The organism is Streptomyces sp. NPDC002309, assembly GCF_053593375.1.
In genome coordinates, this window is sequence record NZ_JBSFCI010000001.1 from 282,660 (window position 1) to 297,658 (window position 14,999).

The window sequence follows — 14,999 nt, forward strand, 5'->3', positions numbered from 1 at the left end:
GGTGTGACACCTCGCCGCGAGTGTCAGGTCTCGAGCCGTTGCTCGGTGCGCTCGAGCCAACTCCGGTACCAGTGCCCGAAGTCGTGCCCGGTCGGCTCGATTCCTCGGTCCATCGGCCTCAGATCCCACCAGATGGCACCTCGCTGCGGGCCCGTCATCACCAAGAGCGACGCGTAGCCGCATCCCTGCTCGCTGAGGAACACCGCCCCCGCCTCCTGCGCGTCGTACAGCTCCTCGCAGCGGGCGCTCCAGGCATCGTACGCGCGATCGAACTCCTCGTCGGTCGCGAAGGCATCCGGCGTGGGCACCTGCGCCTCGAGCGCGGTGAGCTCGCTTCGCAACGCCTCGGCCACGAAGGGGCGTCCTGCGAACTCGGCGGTGGTCGGCTGTGCGGGGGAGGCGAGCCCGATGCCGAGCCACTGCCACCTGCCGTTGCCGACAGTCGGTGTCATCAGGCCGTAGTCGGGGCCCGCGCCCCCTCCTCCGACGCGGAGCAGGAAACTCCGATACTGCGCCGGCAGACCGGCGCCCAGGTCCGCTTCCAGCGCTCGGACCTGCTCTTCGCTCATGACCGGGCCGAGGCGAAAGCCATGCCCCCGTGCCCCGAAAATCGCGTCCGCCCCGGGGCGTTCGGCAAGCCGAAGCACCCGCTCCCGCACTCCCGCCCAGGTGTCCTCACTCACGGGCCCACGCTAGTGACCCACGCACCGCGCCGGCACGCGATTTTCCGTAGGGCCGCGACAAAGCCCGGACCGCCGCCCCGGGGCTACGAGGACGAGCGCATGACGGGACCCGATTCCGCGCCATGCCTCGGGAACCGCCCCGAGAGGAACACGTACGGTGCGGGGGGTGTGACCAGGAGTCGTCGCCCCCACCCACCGTCGCCGGGCACGCACCGGTGGTCCAGAACTGATCAGGGTCTGACGATCAGCGTGTCCGGATCGACTCGGTACCGCGGCGATCTGAACACGCCGACCTGCGAACGAGCAGCCGCTGGCTGTCTGCGACGGTGGCCGTCTCGCGCCTGGACCGAAGCCCCCGCGGCCCAGTTCCGGCCGTGAATCTGCCTCCGTGCCGCCCGTGCTCCGCCCCTCGCCGTTCCCCCACGGAAACATCGGGGCGGAATGCGCGATGATGACTGGAAAGGCTGTTTTGGTATTTGCCAGGGAGCCACAGATGGACGCCTTGGACGAACTTCTGCAAAGGGCCGACCCGTCAGCCCTCCTGACGCCGGACGGCGCCGTGCGCGGCCTCAACGCCGCGATGGCCACGGCCCTCGGCAGGCCGGCGGAGCAGTGCCTGGGCCGAGGCTTCTGTGAGCTGTGGCCGATGAACCGAAAGCTGTGCGCCGACGGTCTGATCCACGCCGCCAGGGCGAACACGGCCGCGATGCGGGTCATGGAGCTCCCCGGGCGCAACGGGGTACCCGTCTCCTGCTTGATCGAGGCTCGGCAGGTGAAGGACCCCGTCGACGGCGGGGAGCTGGTCTGGGTGCACGCGCTGGACGCGCGAAACGACCTCCCCAGCCTGCTGATCCCGCTCCGCGTGGCCACCGAGGCCGCCGACCTCGGCCTGTGGATGTACGCACCCCAAGAGGACCAGGTGGAGTGGCTCGGTGGCGCACCCGCCGTGTCGGCACTCTTCGGGGATTCCATCGCGCCGCTCTCCCGGGTGATCGCGGCAGTGCACCCGGACGACCAGGGTGCCTTCCTGCTGCTCCTGTCGACGTCCTCCGCCCAGCAGTCCCCCTGGGTGACCTTGCGGTACCGCACCCGGCACCACGGCTGGCACCGACTGGCCGTACAGACGCGTCGGCTCCAACTGGGGTTCGACGGGCCCGAACGTATCTTCGGGGTCGTCCGCGACGACACCAAGCAGGAGAAGCGCGAGCGGAAGGCGCGGGCCGCGCTGGCCGCCGAGCGGCAGCGCGCCAGGGACATCGCCGATTTCTCCGCGGCCTTGATCACCGCGGCCTCGGAGCAGGAGTTGCAGCAGGTCGTCCTGACCCGGCTCGCCGCGACCTTCGGTGCCAGCGGCGCCATGCTCGCGCTCGTCGACGGCAGCCGGCTGCGCTGTGCCACCGATACCGGCATAGCCATGCACGAGGTCGAGGCGCTGCACAGCCTGCGGCTGGGCGACCCGAGTCCTCTGCCCGAGGCGATCCGCACCGGCTCGCCGCAGTTCATCCCCGACCGCGAGCACCACATCAGGCGCTGGCCGCACGGCCCGTTCCCGCAGCTCGACCGGCTCGGCTCCGACTACGCCTACTCGATCACCCCCCTCAGCGAGTGCGGCGACCAGCCTCTCGGGGCGTGGGTGATGACCTACGAGCGCGGATATCAGCCGTCCCTGGACGAGCGGACCCTCATGGGGACGCTGGCCGACCTCGCCGGCCAGGCGCTGCGGCGCATCACACTGCAGCAGGCGCGGGTCGAGCTGGCCACGGCGCTGCAGCAGACCATGCTCCCCACACTGCCGCGGCACCTCCCGGGTCTGGACATCGCCGCCCGCTACCTGCCCAGCCAGGACGGGCTGGACGTCGGTGGCGACTGGTACGACGCCTTCCTGATGTCCGACGGAACGATCGCGCTGGAGATCGGCGACGTACAGGGTCACGACGTGGACGCCGCCGTCTTCATGGGACAGGTCCGCCTGTCCATGCGCGCGATCGCCGCCCAGGAACGGGACCCCGGAACGGTGCTGACCCGCACCAACGAGCTGCTGACCAGCATGGCCCCCGCACGATTCGCCAGCTGCACCATGTTGCGCCTCGACGCGCGTGACGGACAGGTCATCGGTACCAGCGCCGGCCATGTGCCGCTGCTGTGCGCACACGGGGACGGCAGCCATGAGGTCTGTGAGCTGCCGGGCGGGCCGGTCCTGGGCGTCGTGCCCGGCATCACCTACTCCGAGGAGCCCTTCGTCCTGGACGAGGACAGCGTGCTGGTCATGGTGACCGACGGCGTGGTCGAAGCACCCGGTCTGACGCTGGACGCCGGACTGGAACGAGCCGGAACCGTGGCGGCCCGAGCCGTCCACGACGGACTGAACGCCGAGCAGACCGCCGACCGCATCCTCGACGCCGCGATCGCCGTCGATCACCTCGACGACGTGGCCGTGCTGGTCATCCGACGCTCATGACGACGGACGACGGGGCTCGCCTCACCCCCGGCAAGTGGCCGCTTCCGCGGACCTGGAGGGGCAGGCACGGCCGCCGGGAACCGCGCCGACCGGCGATCCGACTGAGCAGCCGTCCCGGTGAGCAGCGGTACCGGGCCCGTGGCCCGCCTGGCACCCTGGCCCGCCTGGCCCGCCTGGCCCTCTAGCCCGTATCGGATCGCCTTGTCGGACCGCCGTGTCGCCGTGCTGCTGGATGCCCGGCGGCAGGACAGGAGTGGACCCGGCCCCTCGGGTCAGGGCTGCCTCTTCTTCCGGACCAGGACCAGTGCCGCCCCTCCGATCACCACGAGGCCGATGGCCACGCCCGCGATCACCGGTGTCGCGTCGGTGCTGCCGGTGGCGGCGAGGTTGACATCGGCGGAGGTGCTGCCGATCGTCGCCGGGCTCGGCTGGGTGAGGATCTGGGTCGACTCGCCCGCGTCGGAGACCTCATCGGCCTGCGTGCGGCAGTCGAGGACTCCGGTGAAGCGCTTCTCATAGCCGCCGGGCCCGCTGATCGTGAAGTCGTACGCCTGGTCCTCCTGGAGGGGGACCGTCACCGTACGGGTCTCACCGGCCGCGATGGCGTACTCGGCGCCCAACAGCTCGAAGGTGAACGCCTCGTCCCCCTCGTTGATCGCGGTGATGTCCACGCCGCTCTTGGCGCAGTTCTCCGCCGCGGACAACGCCGGTACCGCCCCCTGCTCCGCCCAGTTCGCACCCGCCGTCGCCGTGACCGTCGACTCGCTGGAACCGGCCAGGATCTGGGTCTGACTCCTGGTCTCGGAGGCGAAGGCCCGGCCGACCGGCACGGTGGTCGACGCCTGCACGGTGAGCTCGGCCGAGCCGTCCGCGGCGTCCTCCGGCACCAGGAAGAACAGCTCGCTGCCGTCCTTCGCGGTCGTGGCGTCCTTGCCGTCCTTGCCGACGATCCGCACGCCCCGCTCCGCGGCGTCGGCCGGCGGGGTCACCGTCACGCTCTCCGCGTTGGTGTGCACGGTCACCGGGCCGAGCAGTCCACCGGGATGGCCGGAGAGGGCGGGCGGGTCGAGTGTCAGCGACGCCGGCGGTTCCACCACGTCACGGGCTCTCTTCTCCAGGAAGTCCGCGAGCTGCTCGGCCTCCGGGTCCAGGGCCTCGACGTCCACCCCGTCCGAGTACCGCCAAATGGCCACCTGCGTGCCGGCCGCCGCGTCCTGCTCGCTGAGAGCGCCCCGTACGCCCGCCTTCTGTGCCAGCGAGGCGAGGTCGTTCACCTGCGGGTAGGAGTTCTGCAGGATCCAGCGGATGCGGCCGGCGTCGTCGTTGCCGCCCAGGGAGGTGCCGCTCCAGGGCGTCTCGTGGTACTCGGCGTCCTTCTGCGTGGGGTTGTGGATGTCCACGCAGTACGTCTGCAGCATGCCCCCGCCCTCGACGGACATCTCGAACAGGCCCGCCGAGATCTCCAGTTCGCCCTCGTCGGAGTGGACTCTCGCCGCGCCGTAGGTCTTCAGGCCGCCGATGGTCGCCGTCGCGCCACCCTGCGGCTGGGCGGGCGCGGTGTCGGCGGCGGCGGGGGCGGCCGTCATCAGGGCACCGCCGACGGCGAGTGCGGACGCCAGCGTCACAGCGGCGAGGCGGACCGCGCCTCGCCCGCACACGGAGAGTGCGGAGAACGAAGAAAGCACTGAATTCCCCTTCGAGCAGGACCCGTTGACATGGGGGGTAGGTCCCACCAGCAGAATCTCAAGCCACAAGAGCTATGTCCGGCATCCTAGGGATGCGGGCACACCAGGCTTCCCGGCGATCGCGTCGGACCGAGGATCCGAATCGCAATCGTTATCGCCCAGCCTCTTCGCGAACAGGGCTTATCGACAAATCCACGGAGGTCGTCCCGCGTGGACTCACCGATAAGCCGTAGTTCGGGCACCCTCCGGGCCCGTCACGTCACCCCCGCGACCTCCGGCTGCCTTGGGGACTCCGTATCCCCGGTGCCGTCCTCGGGTTCCCCGCCAGGAGACGTCTCCCACACCGGCTCCGGCGGCTGCGGCGAACCGGCCACCACCGTCTCACCCTTGACGCCCACGCTTCCCCTCCGGAACGCCGATGTCCCCCTCGCCAGATCGTGACCGATCGCCACGGCGTCGATGTCGGCGGACGTCCAGCTCTGCCCCTCGCGCACATCCGTCCGCACCTTCAACCGGCCTTGCACCACGACCGGATCGCCCACGCCCAGCGACGCCGCCGCGTTGGTGGCGAGCTGGCGGTTGGCCCACACCGTGAAGAAGTTGGTGTGGCCGTCCGTCCAGGTGTTCTTCTCCCGGTCCCAGTAGCGGGCCGTCACGGCCAGCCGGAACCGTGCCGACGGACCCGCGGCCAACTCCCGGTAGACCGGCTGCGTCGCCACATTCCCGACCGCACACACCATCGTCTCGTTCATCCTCGTCGTATCCCTCCCCCGTCCGGCCGCTCGCTCCGGACGGACACGCGTACGGGCCCGTCCCGTACGGCTGCGTCTGCCGGCCGCGGCTGCGCTCGTCCGCGCACCGCCGCCGCCATCGCGACGACCGCGTCCGTCACGACCGCCGCGAAGCCAGACTGCCTCTGTCGAGCCGAGCCCGCTGAGAGCTGTGGACAGCTCTTGAGCCTGTGGAAAACTCCGCAACCCCTTCGAGGGACAACGACCACTTCGAGAGACGGTGGGCCCGTCGAGATACGGCGGGCGCCCATCGAGAGACGACGGGCCCACGGAGAGACGGCGGCCCGTCGAGAGACAGCGGGCGCCCATCGAGAGACAGTGGGCTGAACAAGGCACGGCGGGCCCGCCGAGAGACGGCAGACCCACCGAGGAACGACGCGGGCCCATCGAAGCACGACGGACTCCTTGGCGGACGGGGCCCCAAGCGGCGACCGACCTGCGAGGCGCGGCGCCTACCTCACCGCCGCCCCCGTCCCCGCACCCGTCCCCATCACCCGGGCGTACTGCTCGCGCACCTCCCGGTACCGCAGCAACTCGGCCGCGACCGGATCCAGCACCCGTGCCCGTCCGCAGCCGGCGGCCGCCTCCCTCAGACGCCGCTCCGCCTCCTGCCCGTACCGCCGGGCCGGGCCTCGCGCGGCCAGTTTGCAGCTCCACTCCACCAGCGGGCCGCCGATGATCCCGGCCAGCATCAGCAGCACCGGCACGCCGAGATTCGGCGACATGACCCCGACGATCTGGCCCACCAGCCACAGACCGCCGACGATCTGAAGGATCGTCATGGCAGCCTGCACCAGCACGGCCGCCGGCCACCAGCCCGGCCGGGGCGGCCGCCCCGGCGGCATCCCGGCCCGCGCCGCCAGGTCGTCCAGCGCCTCGGGCAGCCCCTGGGACCCTCGCGCGGCGGCCTCCCGCACGGCCTGCGCCCACGGCGCTGGCAGCCCGGCCGAGGCCCGGTCGGCCACCGTGCGCACCGCGTGCTCGACCCGTTGCCGTGCGGTGGCCTGCTCCTCGGCCTGCGAGCGCAGCGGCAGCCGTCCTGTCGGGAGTTCACCGCGGTCCTGGAACCACCGCCACAGCCTCAGCCAGGGCGTCCCGCACGCGCGGTTGGCGTTGCGCAGCCAGGCCCGCTCGGCCGCCTCACCGGCGGCGGTCGCGCCCACGGCGTCCGCCAGCCGCGCCGAGAACTCGTCGCGCGCCTGCTCACTGAGCCCCGTGCGCCGGCGGGTCGCGTAGACGGGCCGGAGCCGCGCCGCGGCGGCGTCGAGATCGGCGGAGATACGCCGTGCCGCGGCGCCCCTCTCCGTCACGAACTGCCCGAGCACCTCCCGGAGTTCCCCGATGCCGTCCCCCGTCAGCGCCGACAGGGCGAGTACGGCCGCGCCCGGTTCGCCGAACTCCCCCAGGGCGATCCCGTCCTCGTCCAGCAGCCGCCGCAGATCGTCGAGCACCTGGTCGGCCGCCTCCCCGGGAAGCCGGTCCACCTGGTTGAGGACCACGAACATGACCTCCGCGTGCCCGGCCATGGGCCGCAGATAGCGCTCGTGGAGAACGGCGTCGGCGTACTTCTCCGGATCCACCACCCAGATGACCGCGTCCACAAGGTCCAGCAGCCGCTCGGCCTGTTCGCGGTGCTGTACGGCCGCGGAGTCGAGGTCGGGCAGGTCCACCAGGACCAGCCCGCGCAACTGTTCCTCCGCCTCCGGGCTCTGCAAGGGCCGCCGGCGCAGCCGCCCCGGGATGCCGAGCCGGTCGATGAGCGTGGCCGCGCCGTCGCTCCAACTGCACGCGATGGGGGACGCCGTGGTGGGCCGCCGTACGCCCGTCTCCGAAATGGTCACCCCGGCGAGGGCGTTGAACAACTGCGACTTGCCGCTGCCGCTCGCGCCCGCGATGGCGACGACGGTGTGCTGCCCGGAGAGCTTGCGCCGCGCGGACGCCTCGTCCAGCACCCGGCCCGCCTCGGCGAGCGTCGTGCTGTCGAGCCGCGTGCGCGACAGCCCCACCAGTTCACGCATCGCGTCCAGCCGGGACCGCAACGGACCGTCGTACGCGAGAGGAGCGACGCTCTGCGATCCGCTCGGGCGGGTCTGCGCCACGGCGGCCTGCTCGCCGCCGGAGCCCTCGGTCACCCGTCGCGCGATCAGTCCGTCGTCCCAGGCGCCTTCGGACTCCTTGCGACGGGAGGGGACCTCGCGCCGGGGGGTGTCACTGCGGCTGGGGATGCCGACGTGGAGGGGAGGGTCGGAGCGGCCGGTGGCGCTGTCGCGGCGGGCGCCGGCCCGACCGGCGGTGTCGTCGCGACGCAGCATGCCGGAACGGCCCTTCGTGTCGTCGCGCCGAAGAATGCCGCCACGCCCCTTGGTGTCGCCTCGACCGAGGGTGCCGGTACGGCCCTTGGTGCCGTCGTCACGGCGCGAAGCCTCGCCGCGACCCTTGGTGCCGTCGTCACGGCGGGAAGCCTCGCCGCGGCCCTTGGTGCCGTCGTCACGGCGGGAGGCGTCCGTGCGTCCCTTCGTGCCGCGGTCACGGCGAACGCCCTCCTCGCGACCCGCGCGGCCCTCCTGGTGCGAGTCGCCCTCGCGCGGGGAGCGGTCCTTCACGCGCGCGTGCCCCTCGCTCGCCTCCGACGCGGCATTCCTCTCCTCCCCCGTCCCGGAGTCCCCGGCCTTGCGCAGCACCTTCCAGGGCCGCCTGAAGGCGCCGCTGGCCCAATCCGTCCTCCAAGACGAGTCTTTTCTGGCGGCGGGGGTGTCCTTTCCCGAGTCACCGCCCTCCGAGGATCCCTTTGAACCGTTTCCGGAATCGACGCTCTCGCCAGAGGGGCCCTTTTCGGAATCATCCCCTCTGGGCGACTCCATTCCGGAATCCTCGGCAATGGACAGTTTTCCGGAATCCCTCTCCCCGGGCTCACTGTCGGTGGTGTCAGACTCCTCAGGACGGGAGCCCCGACGGGCGGCGCCCCGAGGGAGCGAGTCCGCGGGAGCAAGGCTCCGAGAGGCACGCCCCTGAAGCTCAGCGCTCTCAGAACCAGGGTTCTCGGAGTCACGCCCCGCAGCGTCACCGGTCCCAGGGGTACGGCCCTCGGAGCCCGACTCAGGACCGGAGCCCGAGCCCCAACCAGAACCGGTGCCCATACCCATGCCCATGCCCCTGCCTCTGCCAGGGCCGATGCCCGTGCCCCAGCCAGAACCGGTGACTGCGCCGGAACCGGTGACTGCGCCCGAGCTCGTGCCGGTGCCGGTGCCGGTGCCTTCGGAATCACCACCCACGGCGCGCGTCACCGACCACCCCTCCGGCCAACCCGCCATGCGCCCCCCGACGAACGACTCAGCGGCGCCCGCCCCCTCCGGCGCCTGCGGCTCTCCCGAGCACTCAGCCCCTTCTGCTCCAGCAGGCCCCTCAATCCCGTTCAACCCCTCTGCCCCCCGCGATCCCTCCGACTCCGACCCCTTCGATCCCTCTGCCCCCTGCTCCATGTCCTGCAGCCCCTGCGGCTCGTGGAGCTCGTGCAGCTCGTGGAGTCCCTGTGGCTCCTCTGGCCCTTTCACCTGCTCCGCACCCTCCGCCCCCTCCCGCTTCTCCGACCCGTCCGGCCTCATCAACGCTTCCGGCATCTCCGACCCGTAAGGCCTCTCCGACCTCTTAGACCTCTCCGACCCCGACACCCCGCCCGCTCCCTCCCGCGCTTCCGCCTCGCCCTGGTGCCTGTGCCTCTCCGGTTGCTCGGGATCGGCGTGTTCCGTGCGGTCCTGGTCAGTGACTGCGGTCACCGGTCACCTCTCCTTCTGCAGTACGGACAGCGCGGCAATGAGTTCCGCCTGCGGTTCGGGATGGACGTCGAGGGCCTCCAGGGGCGCGAGACGGCGCTCACGTTCGTTCCGCACGACCCGGTCCACACAGTCGTTGAGCAGCCGTCCGCCCCGGTCACGCAGCCGCAGCGCCCCGTTCGCCCCGAGCCGCTCGGCGAGCCCCTCGCCCGCGGAACGGGTCCGTCGGCCGCCCAGCAGCGCCGTGACGACGAGGACGGCGATCACCTCGGGATCCGGCGCGATGCTGCGGTCGAGCTTGCGGACCTCGTCCTCCGCGTACTCCTCCAGCTCGCGCCGCCACCGCCGTACCGCCATTCCCATGCGGTGCTCGGCGTTCTCCGTCGACACGTCCCGTTCCGAGAGCTCCGGCGCGCGCGCCGCGGGCTCGCGTCGCCATGCCTCGTCGACGCGCTCGTCGGCGGCCGTGACGGCGCACAGCAGGAGGGCGCTCAGACTTTCCACGAGGGCGTCGAGGAGCTCGCCTGCCTTGCAGTCGAGCGGAAAGGCCCGCCAGCGCTTCAGGGCGTCGCCGGACAGCACGGCGCCCGACTGCAGCCGCCCTCTCACGCGCGTGAGTTCGCTGTCATAGGCGAGTTCGACGGCGGAGGTGAGACGGAGGGCGGCGGCGTACTGGGCGGCTGCCGCACCGGCCAGCTCGGGCAACCGCGACTTGAGGGAGTCGAGGACGCCGTACGCCGTACGGGCCATGACCTGGTGGCGGCTCCCCGGGTCCTGGGCCTGCTGGACGAGCCACGTGCGCAGCGCCGCCACGGCGGTGGCCGGCAGGAGGCCGCCGCCCCAGGCGGACTCGGGCAGCTCGGGCACGGTGAAACGCGGTACGTCGCCGAGGCCGGCCTTGGTGAGCAGGGCGGCGTACTGCCGGGAGACCTCGCCGACCACCTGGTGGGGTACCCGGTCCAGGACGGTGACCAGTGTGGCGTCGTACTCCTTGGCGGTGCGCAGCAGGTGCCACGGGATCGCGTCGGCGTAACGGGCCGCCGTGGTGACCATGACCCAGATGTCGGCGGCGCAGATGAGTTCGGCGGCCAGGGTGCGGTTGTCGGCGACGAGGGAGTCGATGTCGGGCGCGTCGAGGAGGGCGATGCCGCGGGGCAGGGTGTCCGCCGTCTCGATACTCAGCACACGCGCGGAGGTGTCCCCCGGGACCATGGGACCGTCGTCGGCCTCGCGGCGAGGCGCCCACTCGCGCGCGAGGTCCGGCAGGACGCGCATGCCGCTGAACCAGTGATGGTCCTCCGGATGGCAGACCAGCACGGGCGTCCGCGTGGTCGGCCGCAGGACGCCGGCCTCGCTCACCCTGCGGCCGACGAGCGAGTTGACGAGGGTCGACTTTCCCGCGCCGGTGGAGCCCCCGACAACGGCCAGCAGAGGCGCCTCGGGCGCTCTGAGGCGGGGCACCAGATAGTCGTCGAGCTGGGCGAGCAGTTCGTCGCGATTGGCACGCGCGCGCGGGGCACCCGCCAGGGGAAGCGGAAAGCGTGCGGCGGCGACGCGGTCGCGCAGCGCGGAAAGTGCGTCGAGCAGCTGAGGCCGTACGTCCAATGTCACCACATGCGAAGAATGCCCAATTTTACGTGATATCTGAAGCATATGCGCATGTCTGCGTGCCGACGGAACGCAGCGGACAGAAGGTGCGACTGGGACATGGACACAGTCCAGGCATAACGAGTGCACAACACCCGACGCGCGAGACGTCAAAAGCGATGCACGATTCGTACCTGCCTGCGATTATCAGGACCGCTTCACCGAACCTCCACATCGAGCCACGGAGGCGAAGGAACAGGGTCAAGGATCTGAGAGCTCTATCCTTGTCCCCGGCGACGTCACGGACCGGCCCACACCCGGGCACCCACGACAGAGGCCACACACCCGGCCCCCGTAGCTCAGTGGATAGAGCAGGCGCCTTCTAAGCGCTTGGCCGCAGGTTCGAGTCCTGCCGGGGGCGCCAGTCTCCGCCCTCCTCCCGGGAGGGCTTTTTTGCTGCTCAGGGCCCGTTTCACTCGACACGACAAAGCCCCGGGCGCTCCCTCGACGATCAAGGGCAGGCTCCGGGGCCGTCCGGCTGCCAGCGGGTTTTCGCGGGTGGCCGTATCGGATGCGCGTCGAAGTTCTCAGCTGGGAGTCAGTGGGCGTCCGGCAGCCCAGCGAGGATCCCCCGCCGCTTCGAGCCGCCGCTCGAAATCAGACAGCGGCCCCTCGACGCACCGAGCGCGGGCAGCCGGAAGCACCGGAGCGGCGGCCGGCGGCTGAGGGCCCCGATGTCAGAGCCGGGTGCTAGCTTCCGCTGTCCAGGAGATCGGAAGGCGGTGAGGGCTGGTGGGGGCTTCGGGGTGGGACTACTACGTGCCGTACCAGGAAGACCTGAACGCGGCGCTTCAGCAGCTGCGACGTGAGGTGTTCAAGGCCGGCGACTACTACTGGGTGAACGGCGATGACTGGCGACCGGAGGCGGAGCGAGAACCGCGGCCGCACTCGCTGGAGGAGCTGTGGGAGGACGAGTTGGTCCAGGAGACCGGCACGCACTCGATCCTGGACATCTTCCGTGTTGTGGGGCCCGACGACACCCCGGACTACAACACGGTGGAACCCGTGACCGCCGAGGAAGCACGCGAGCTGCTGGGCACTGAGAAGCTGACGCGTGCGCACGTCAAGGACTTCGACGTCTTCCCCCGGTCACGATGGATCGGACGATGCGCAGTGCTGCACGACGACGAGGGCAACCCCCAAGAGATCCATTTCTGGGGCCACTCAGGCGACTGAACCGCAGACTGAGCACGCTGCGGCAGACATCCACGCCCGACATCAACGAGAACGCACACCAGCGCACTCAGGCGCCCGCCGATGGTATGCGCGAGGACGGGCGCAACCCTCGGGAGCGGTCAGTGAACGGAGAGGCGCGGGACAGTGGTCGGCCTGTCGAACGTTCGACCGCGAAGTGCCTGTTCAAAAAGGGTGATCCGCAGATGATCACCGTTACCCCGCCTGGCCGCCCGCGTTGAACGGGGAGTCGGCGGCACGTCTGCTGCCGCGCTTACCGAGCAACTAAGGAGAACGTGATGTCACGCATCGCGAAGGCGGCCGGTGTCGCTCTCGGCACGGGTGCCATGGTCCTCAGCGGAGCCGGCCTGGCCATGGCGGACGCGGACGCCCTGGGAGCGGCCGCCGACTCGCCGGGCGTGCTGTCGGGCAACGTCATCCAGGTTCCGGTCAACGTGCCGGTCAACCTGTGCGGCAACACGATCGACGTGATCGGTGTGCTGAACCCGGCCTTCGGCAACATCTGCGAGAACAACGGCGACAGCAGCACCAAGGACAAGGCCCTCGACGCCTACGGCAGCTGAGACGCCGTACACCCCGGGGCACTGGCGAGGGCACCTCATCAGGTACCGGTCAGTGCCCCCCGAGGTACCTCCCCGCGCCTCACCCGAGGTGCCTCCCGTACCTCATGAGCCCCGGCACCCCCGAGCGCCGGGGCTCTCGCCTGTCCGGACCGGCTCACCCGGGACCGGTTCACCCGTACCGGTAGATCCGCCCGTGGTCCTCCAGCTGATCCGGTGTCACACGCCATGGCGGCAGCGTCTGGTGACGTGCCACCACCCGGCCGCGCTGGGCATCGCCCTGCCCAGGGGGAGCGGCCGGCAGGTAGCGGTGGTCGCGGTGGCGCCCCTGCCAGCGTGACCACAACAGGTCGATGTAGGCGTGGTGCAGCCAGAAGACCGGGTCGTTGACGGAGGCGCCGCCGACCATGACCCCGCCGACCCAGCGGTGCACCCGGTTGTGGTTCTTCCAGGAGACGCTGCCCCGTCCGGCGCCCCACCCCTCCAGCTTGTTGCGGAAGCCCTTTTGGACCGTGGAGTCCCAGGGCGGGACGTCGTAGACCGCGTCCTTCAGCGCCGACTCCACGTCGCTCTTCGTCGGCAACTGGATCGGATCGCGGGAGCGGCCCAGGTCCCGGGTCAGGTACCTGACGTCCGAGACGTTCTCGTTGATCCTCCAGTTGCCCGAGGCGTACGCGAAGGGTCCGGTGGTCACCTGCCGGTCCGAGCGCCGCCCGTCGCCGCCCAGCAGGTCGGGCGTCCAGGGTGTCGAGGTGGTACCACGGTCACGGGTCCAGTCCCAGTACGGCACCGACACCGACGGATCCAGCCGCTGCAGCGCCCGCTCCAGCTCCAGCAGGAACTGGCGGTGCCAGGGAAGGAAGGACGGCGCCATGTGGGCGGTGCGCAGACCTCGCTCGCCGTCGGCGACGTAGTACTCGATGTGCATCCGCACGAACTCGTCGTACTCGCCCCGCCGTTTCAGCGCCAGCAACGCGTCGACGAACCGCCGCTTCTCACCGGCGGTCAGCGTGCTGACGTCCCTACGCGTGTACACCATGGCGCGCCCCCTCCGTCAACGGCAGCCGCCCCGTGACACCGAGCTCGTCGACGGCCGCGCGGGCCGCCTCGCGGGGGGTGGGGTACGAGCAGTAGTGGTCGATCACGCTCAGCCAGGTGCCGTCGGCGCGGCGCATCAGATGCAGCGGCCTGCCGTCCACGGTGACCTGGTCCCCGCTGCCCCGGATCCGCCGGCCGCGGTACGTCTCGTCGAAGTCCGCGACCAGGAGCGCGCCGGGGTCGCAGGCCGGCACCGCCAGCACGGCGGCCGAGGCGACGAGTCCCCGTACGACGTCACGTCGCGTTCCCCATCCGAGATCCCGCCCCGCGCCGCCCGCACCGCCCGCACCACTCACACCGCCCGCACCGCCCGATCCGCGCCCCGCCGCCCCCGGTCTCACTGCCCCGCCGCCCTCCGCACCCTCCGCCACTCCGCCGCCGACGACCATCGTGTGCTCCTCCTCCGGTTCGGTTGTCGTACCGGAGTAACCGCGCGGCACCCCCGGCGGTCACCGTCAGTGCCCGGACGGAGCAGGGCAGGGCCCGGACGTCGCCGCCCGGGCCTGTTCGCCACTACAGCCCGGGGCCCATCACCAGGTTCACGCCCGGGACCGTCTGCAACGCCGGTGCGAGGACGCCCACCTGCGGCAGCTTCGTCGCGGGCAGACCGAAGTTCTCGCCATCGGGCGCGGTGAGCGGCGCGTCCACCTCGAGGCCCGGTCCCAGCGTGCGCAGGTCGGAGGCGGGGGCGGAGACGCCCAGGTGGTCGAAGTCGTCGCCGAGGGCGCGCGGCACGGGCGCGCGCACGTCGGCCCCCGGCAGTCCGCCCCGGACCGGCACCTGCGGCACCACCCGCTCGGGGAGGAAGCGGCCCTCGACGTACCGCGGCCCCTGGGGGACACCCGGCTTCGGCGCCGGAATGTCGGCGGCGATCTGCGGCAGTTCCATACCGAGGGCGGTCTCAGCTCCCTCCAGCGGCACGGGGATGGGGACAGCGGCGGCGGGTGACGCTGCGGCGGCACCGGTCGCGGCGGCCGCCACACACGTGAGCACTGCGGCGAGGGTTCCTCGGGTGGTCGACTTCATCTCGGGTGCGGTCCCTTTCGGAAATTCGGCGAGTTGTGCGTGCGTAGCGAGTAACGAGCCGGGAAACCGCACCAGCGCACAATTCGC

11 protein-coding genes and 1 tRNA gene are annotated in these 14,999 nt (G+C 71.3%); 4 read left to right on the forward strand and 8 right to left on the reverse strand.

The window, feature by feature from the left end; translation table 11 throughout:
* Positions 1 to 23: 23 nt before the first annotated feature.
* Positions 24 to 683 carry an SMI1/KNR4 family protein gene (locus ACWCPM_RS01255; protein WP_450974033.1) on the reverse strand — a complete coding sequence of 220 codons (660 nt, stop codon included), beginning with the start codon at positions 681 to 683 and terminating at the stop codon, positions 24 to 26.
* Between the two features lie 493 nt (positions 684 to 1,176).
* On the opposite strand from ACWCPM_RS01255, the gene ACWCPM_RS01260 reads away from it, so the two are divergent.
* Positions 1,177 to 3,141 (forward strand): SpoIIE family protein phosphatase, encoded by a 1,965-nt coding sequence (locus ACWCPM_RS01260; RefSeq protein WP_450974034.1) that lies wholly within the window; start codon positions 1,177 to 1,179, stop codon positions 3,139 to 3,141.
* A 272-nt stretch (positions 3,142 to 3,413) separates the two neighbouring features.
* On the opposite strand, the gene ACWCPM_RS01265 is transcribed toward ACWCPM_RS01260, so the two are convergent.
* The 4 genes from ACWCPM_RS01265 to ACWCPM_RS01280 form a co-directional block, all read right to left on the reverse strand.
* Positions 3,414 to 4,826 (reverse strand): Cys-Gln thioester bond-forming surface protein, encoded by a 1,413-nt coding sequence (locus ACWCPM_RS01265; RefSeq protein ID WP_450974035.1) that lies wholly within the window; start codon positions 4,824 to 4,826, stop codon positions 3,414 to 3,416.
* 254 nt (positions 4,827 to 5,080) lie between these two features.
* Positions 5,081 to 5,578 carry a single-stranded DNA-binding protein gene (locus tag ACWCPM_RS01270; protein WP_450974036.1) on the reverse strand — a complete coding sequence of 166 codons (498 nt, stop codon included), beginning with the start codon at positions 5,576 to 5,578 and terminating at the stop codon, positions 5,081 to 5,083.
* Between the two features lie 491 nt (positions 5,579 to 6,069).
* Positions 6,070 to 8,220 carry a GTPase gene (locus ACWCPM_RS01275; protein ID WP_450974037.1) on the reverse strand — a complete coding sequence of 717 codons (2,151 nt, stop codon included), beginning with the start codon at positions 8,218 to 8,220 and terminating at the stop codon, positions 6,070 to 6,072.
* Positions 8,221 to 9,393: 1,173 nt separating this feature from the next.
* Positions 9,394 to 11,001, reverse strand: coding sequence for a dynamin family protein (locus tag ACWCPM_RS01280; protein ID WP_450974038.1), 1,608 nt, complete (start codon positions 10,999 to 11,001; stop codon positions 9,394 to 9,396).
* 321 nt (positions 11,002 to 11,322) lie between these two features.
* On the opposite strand from ACWCPM_RS01280, the gene ACWCPM_RS01285 reads away from it, so the two are divergent.
* From ACWCPM_RS01285 to ACWCPM_RS01295, 3 genes are all read left to right on the forward strand, one after another.
* A tRNA-Arg gene (locus tag ACWCPM_RS01285) sits at positions 11,323 to 11,398 on the forward strand.
* Between the two features lie 368 nt (positions 11,399 to 11,766).
* The gene (locus ACWCPM_RS01290) at positions 11,767 to 12,210 is read left to right on the forward strand and encodes a hypothetical protein (RefSeq protein WP_450974039.1); all 444 of its coding nucleotides are present in this window, start codon (positions 11,767 to 11,769) and stop codon (positions 12,208 to 12,210) included.
* Between the two features lie 296 nt (positions 12,211 to 12,506).
* Positions 12,507 to 12,791, forward strand: a complete 285-nt coding sequence (locus ACWCPM_RS01295) for a chaplin (protein ID WP_450974040.1) — start codon at positions 12,507 to 12,509, stop codon at positions 12,789 to 12,791.
* A 169-nt stretch (positions 12,792 to 12,960) separates the two neighbouring features.
* Here the strand turns inward: ACWCPM_RS01295 and ACWCPM_RS01300 are convergent, their stop codons facing one another.
* The 3 genes from ACWCPM_RS01300 to ACWCPM_RS01310 form a co-directional block, all read right to left on the reverse strand.
* Positions 12,961 to 13,827, reverse strand: coding sequence for a tyrosinase family protein (locus tag ACWCPM_RS01300; RefSeq protein ID WP_450974041.1), 867 nt, complete (start codon positions 13,825 to 13,827; stop codon positions 12,961 to 12,963).
* Positions 13,811 to 14,275: a tyrosinase family oxidase copper chaperone gene (locus ACWCPM_RS01305; protein WP_450974042.1), complete on the reverse strand. Its 465-nt coding sequence runs from the start codon at positions 14,273 to 14,275 to the stop codon at positions 13,811 to 13,813. The genes ACWCPM_RS01300 and ACWCPM_RS01305 overlap by 17 nt, the downstream gene beginning before the upstream one ends.
* 124 nt (positions 14,276 to 14,399) lie before the next feature.
* Positions 14,400 to 14,912 carry a hypothetical protein gene (locus ACWCPM_RS01310; RefSeq protein ID WP_450974043.1) on the reverse strand — a complete coding sequence of 171 codons (513 nt, stop codon included), beginning with the start codon at positions 14,910 to 14,912 and terminating at the stop codon, positions 14,400 to 14,402.
* Positions 14,913 to 14,999: the final 87 nt, after the last annotated feature.

Coding starts and splice junctions, on each gene's coding strand:
- ACWCPM_RS01295 (WP_450974040.1), top strand. CDS start 12,507: ATGTCACGCATCGCGAAGGCGGCCGGTGTCGCTCTCGGCACGGGTGCC.
- ACWCPM_RS01310 (WP_450974043.1), bottom strand. CDS start 14,912: ATGAAGTCGACCACCCGAGGAACCCTCGCCGCAGTGCTCACGTGTGTG.
- ACWCPM_RS01300 (WP_450974041.1), bottom strand. CDS start 13,827: ATGGTGTACACGCGTAGGGACGTCAGCACGCTGACCGCCGGTGAGAAG.
- ACWCPM_RS01260 (WP_450974034.1), top strand. CDS start 1,177: ATGGACGCCTTGGACGAACTTCTGCAAAGGGCCGACCCGTCAGCCCTC.
- ACWCPM_RS01270 (WP_450974036.1), bottom strand. CDS start 5,578: ATGAACGAGACGATGGTGTGTGCGGTCGGGAATGTGGCGACGCAGCCG.
- ACWCPM_RS01305 (WP_450974042.1), bottom strand. CDS start 14,275: ATGGTCGTCGGCGGCGGAGTGGCGGAGGGTGCGGAGGGCGGCGGGGCA.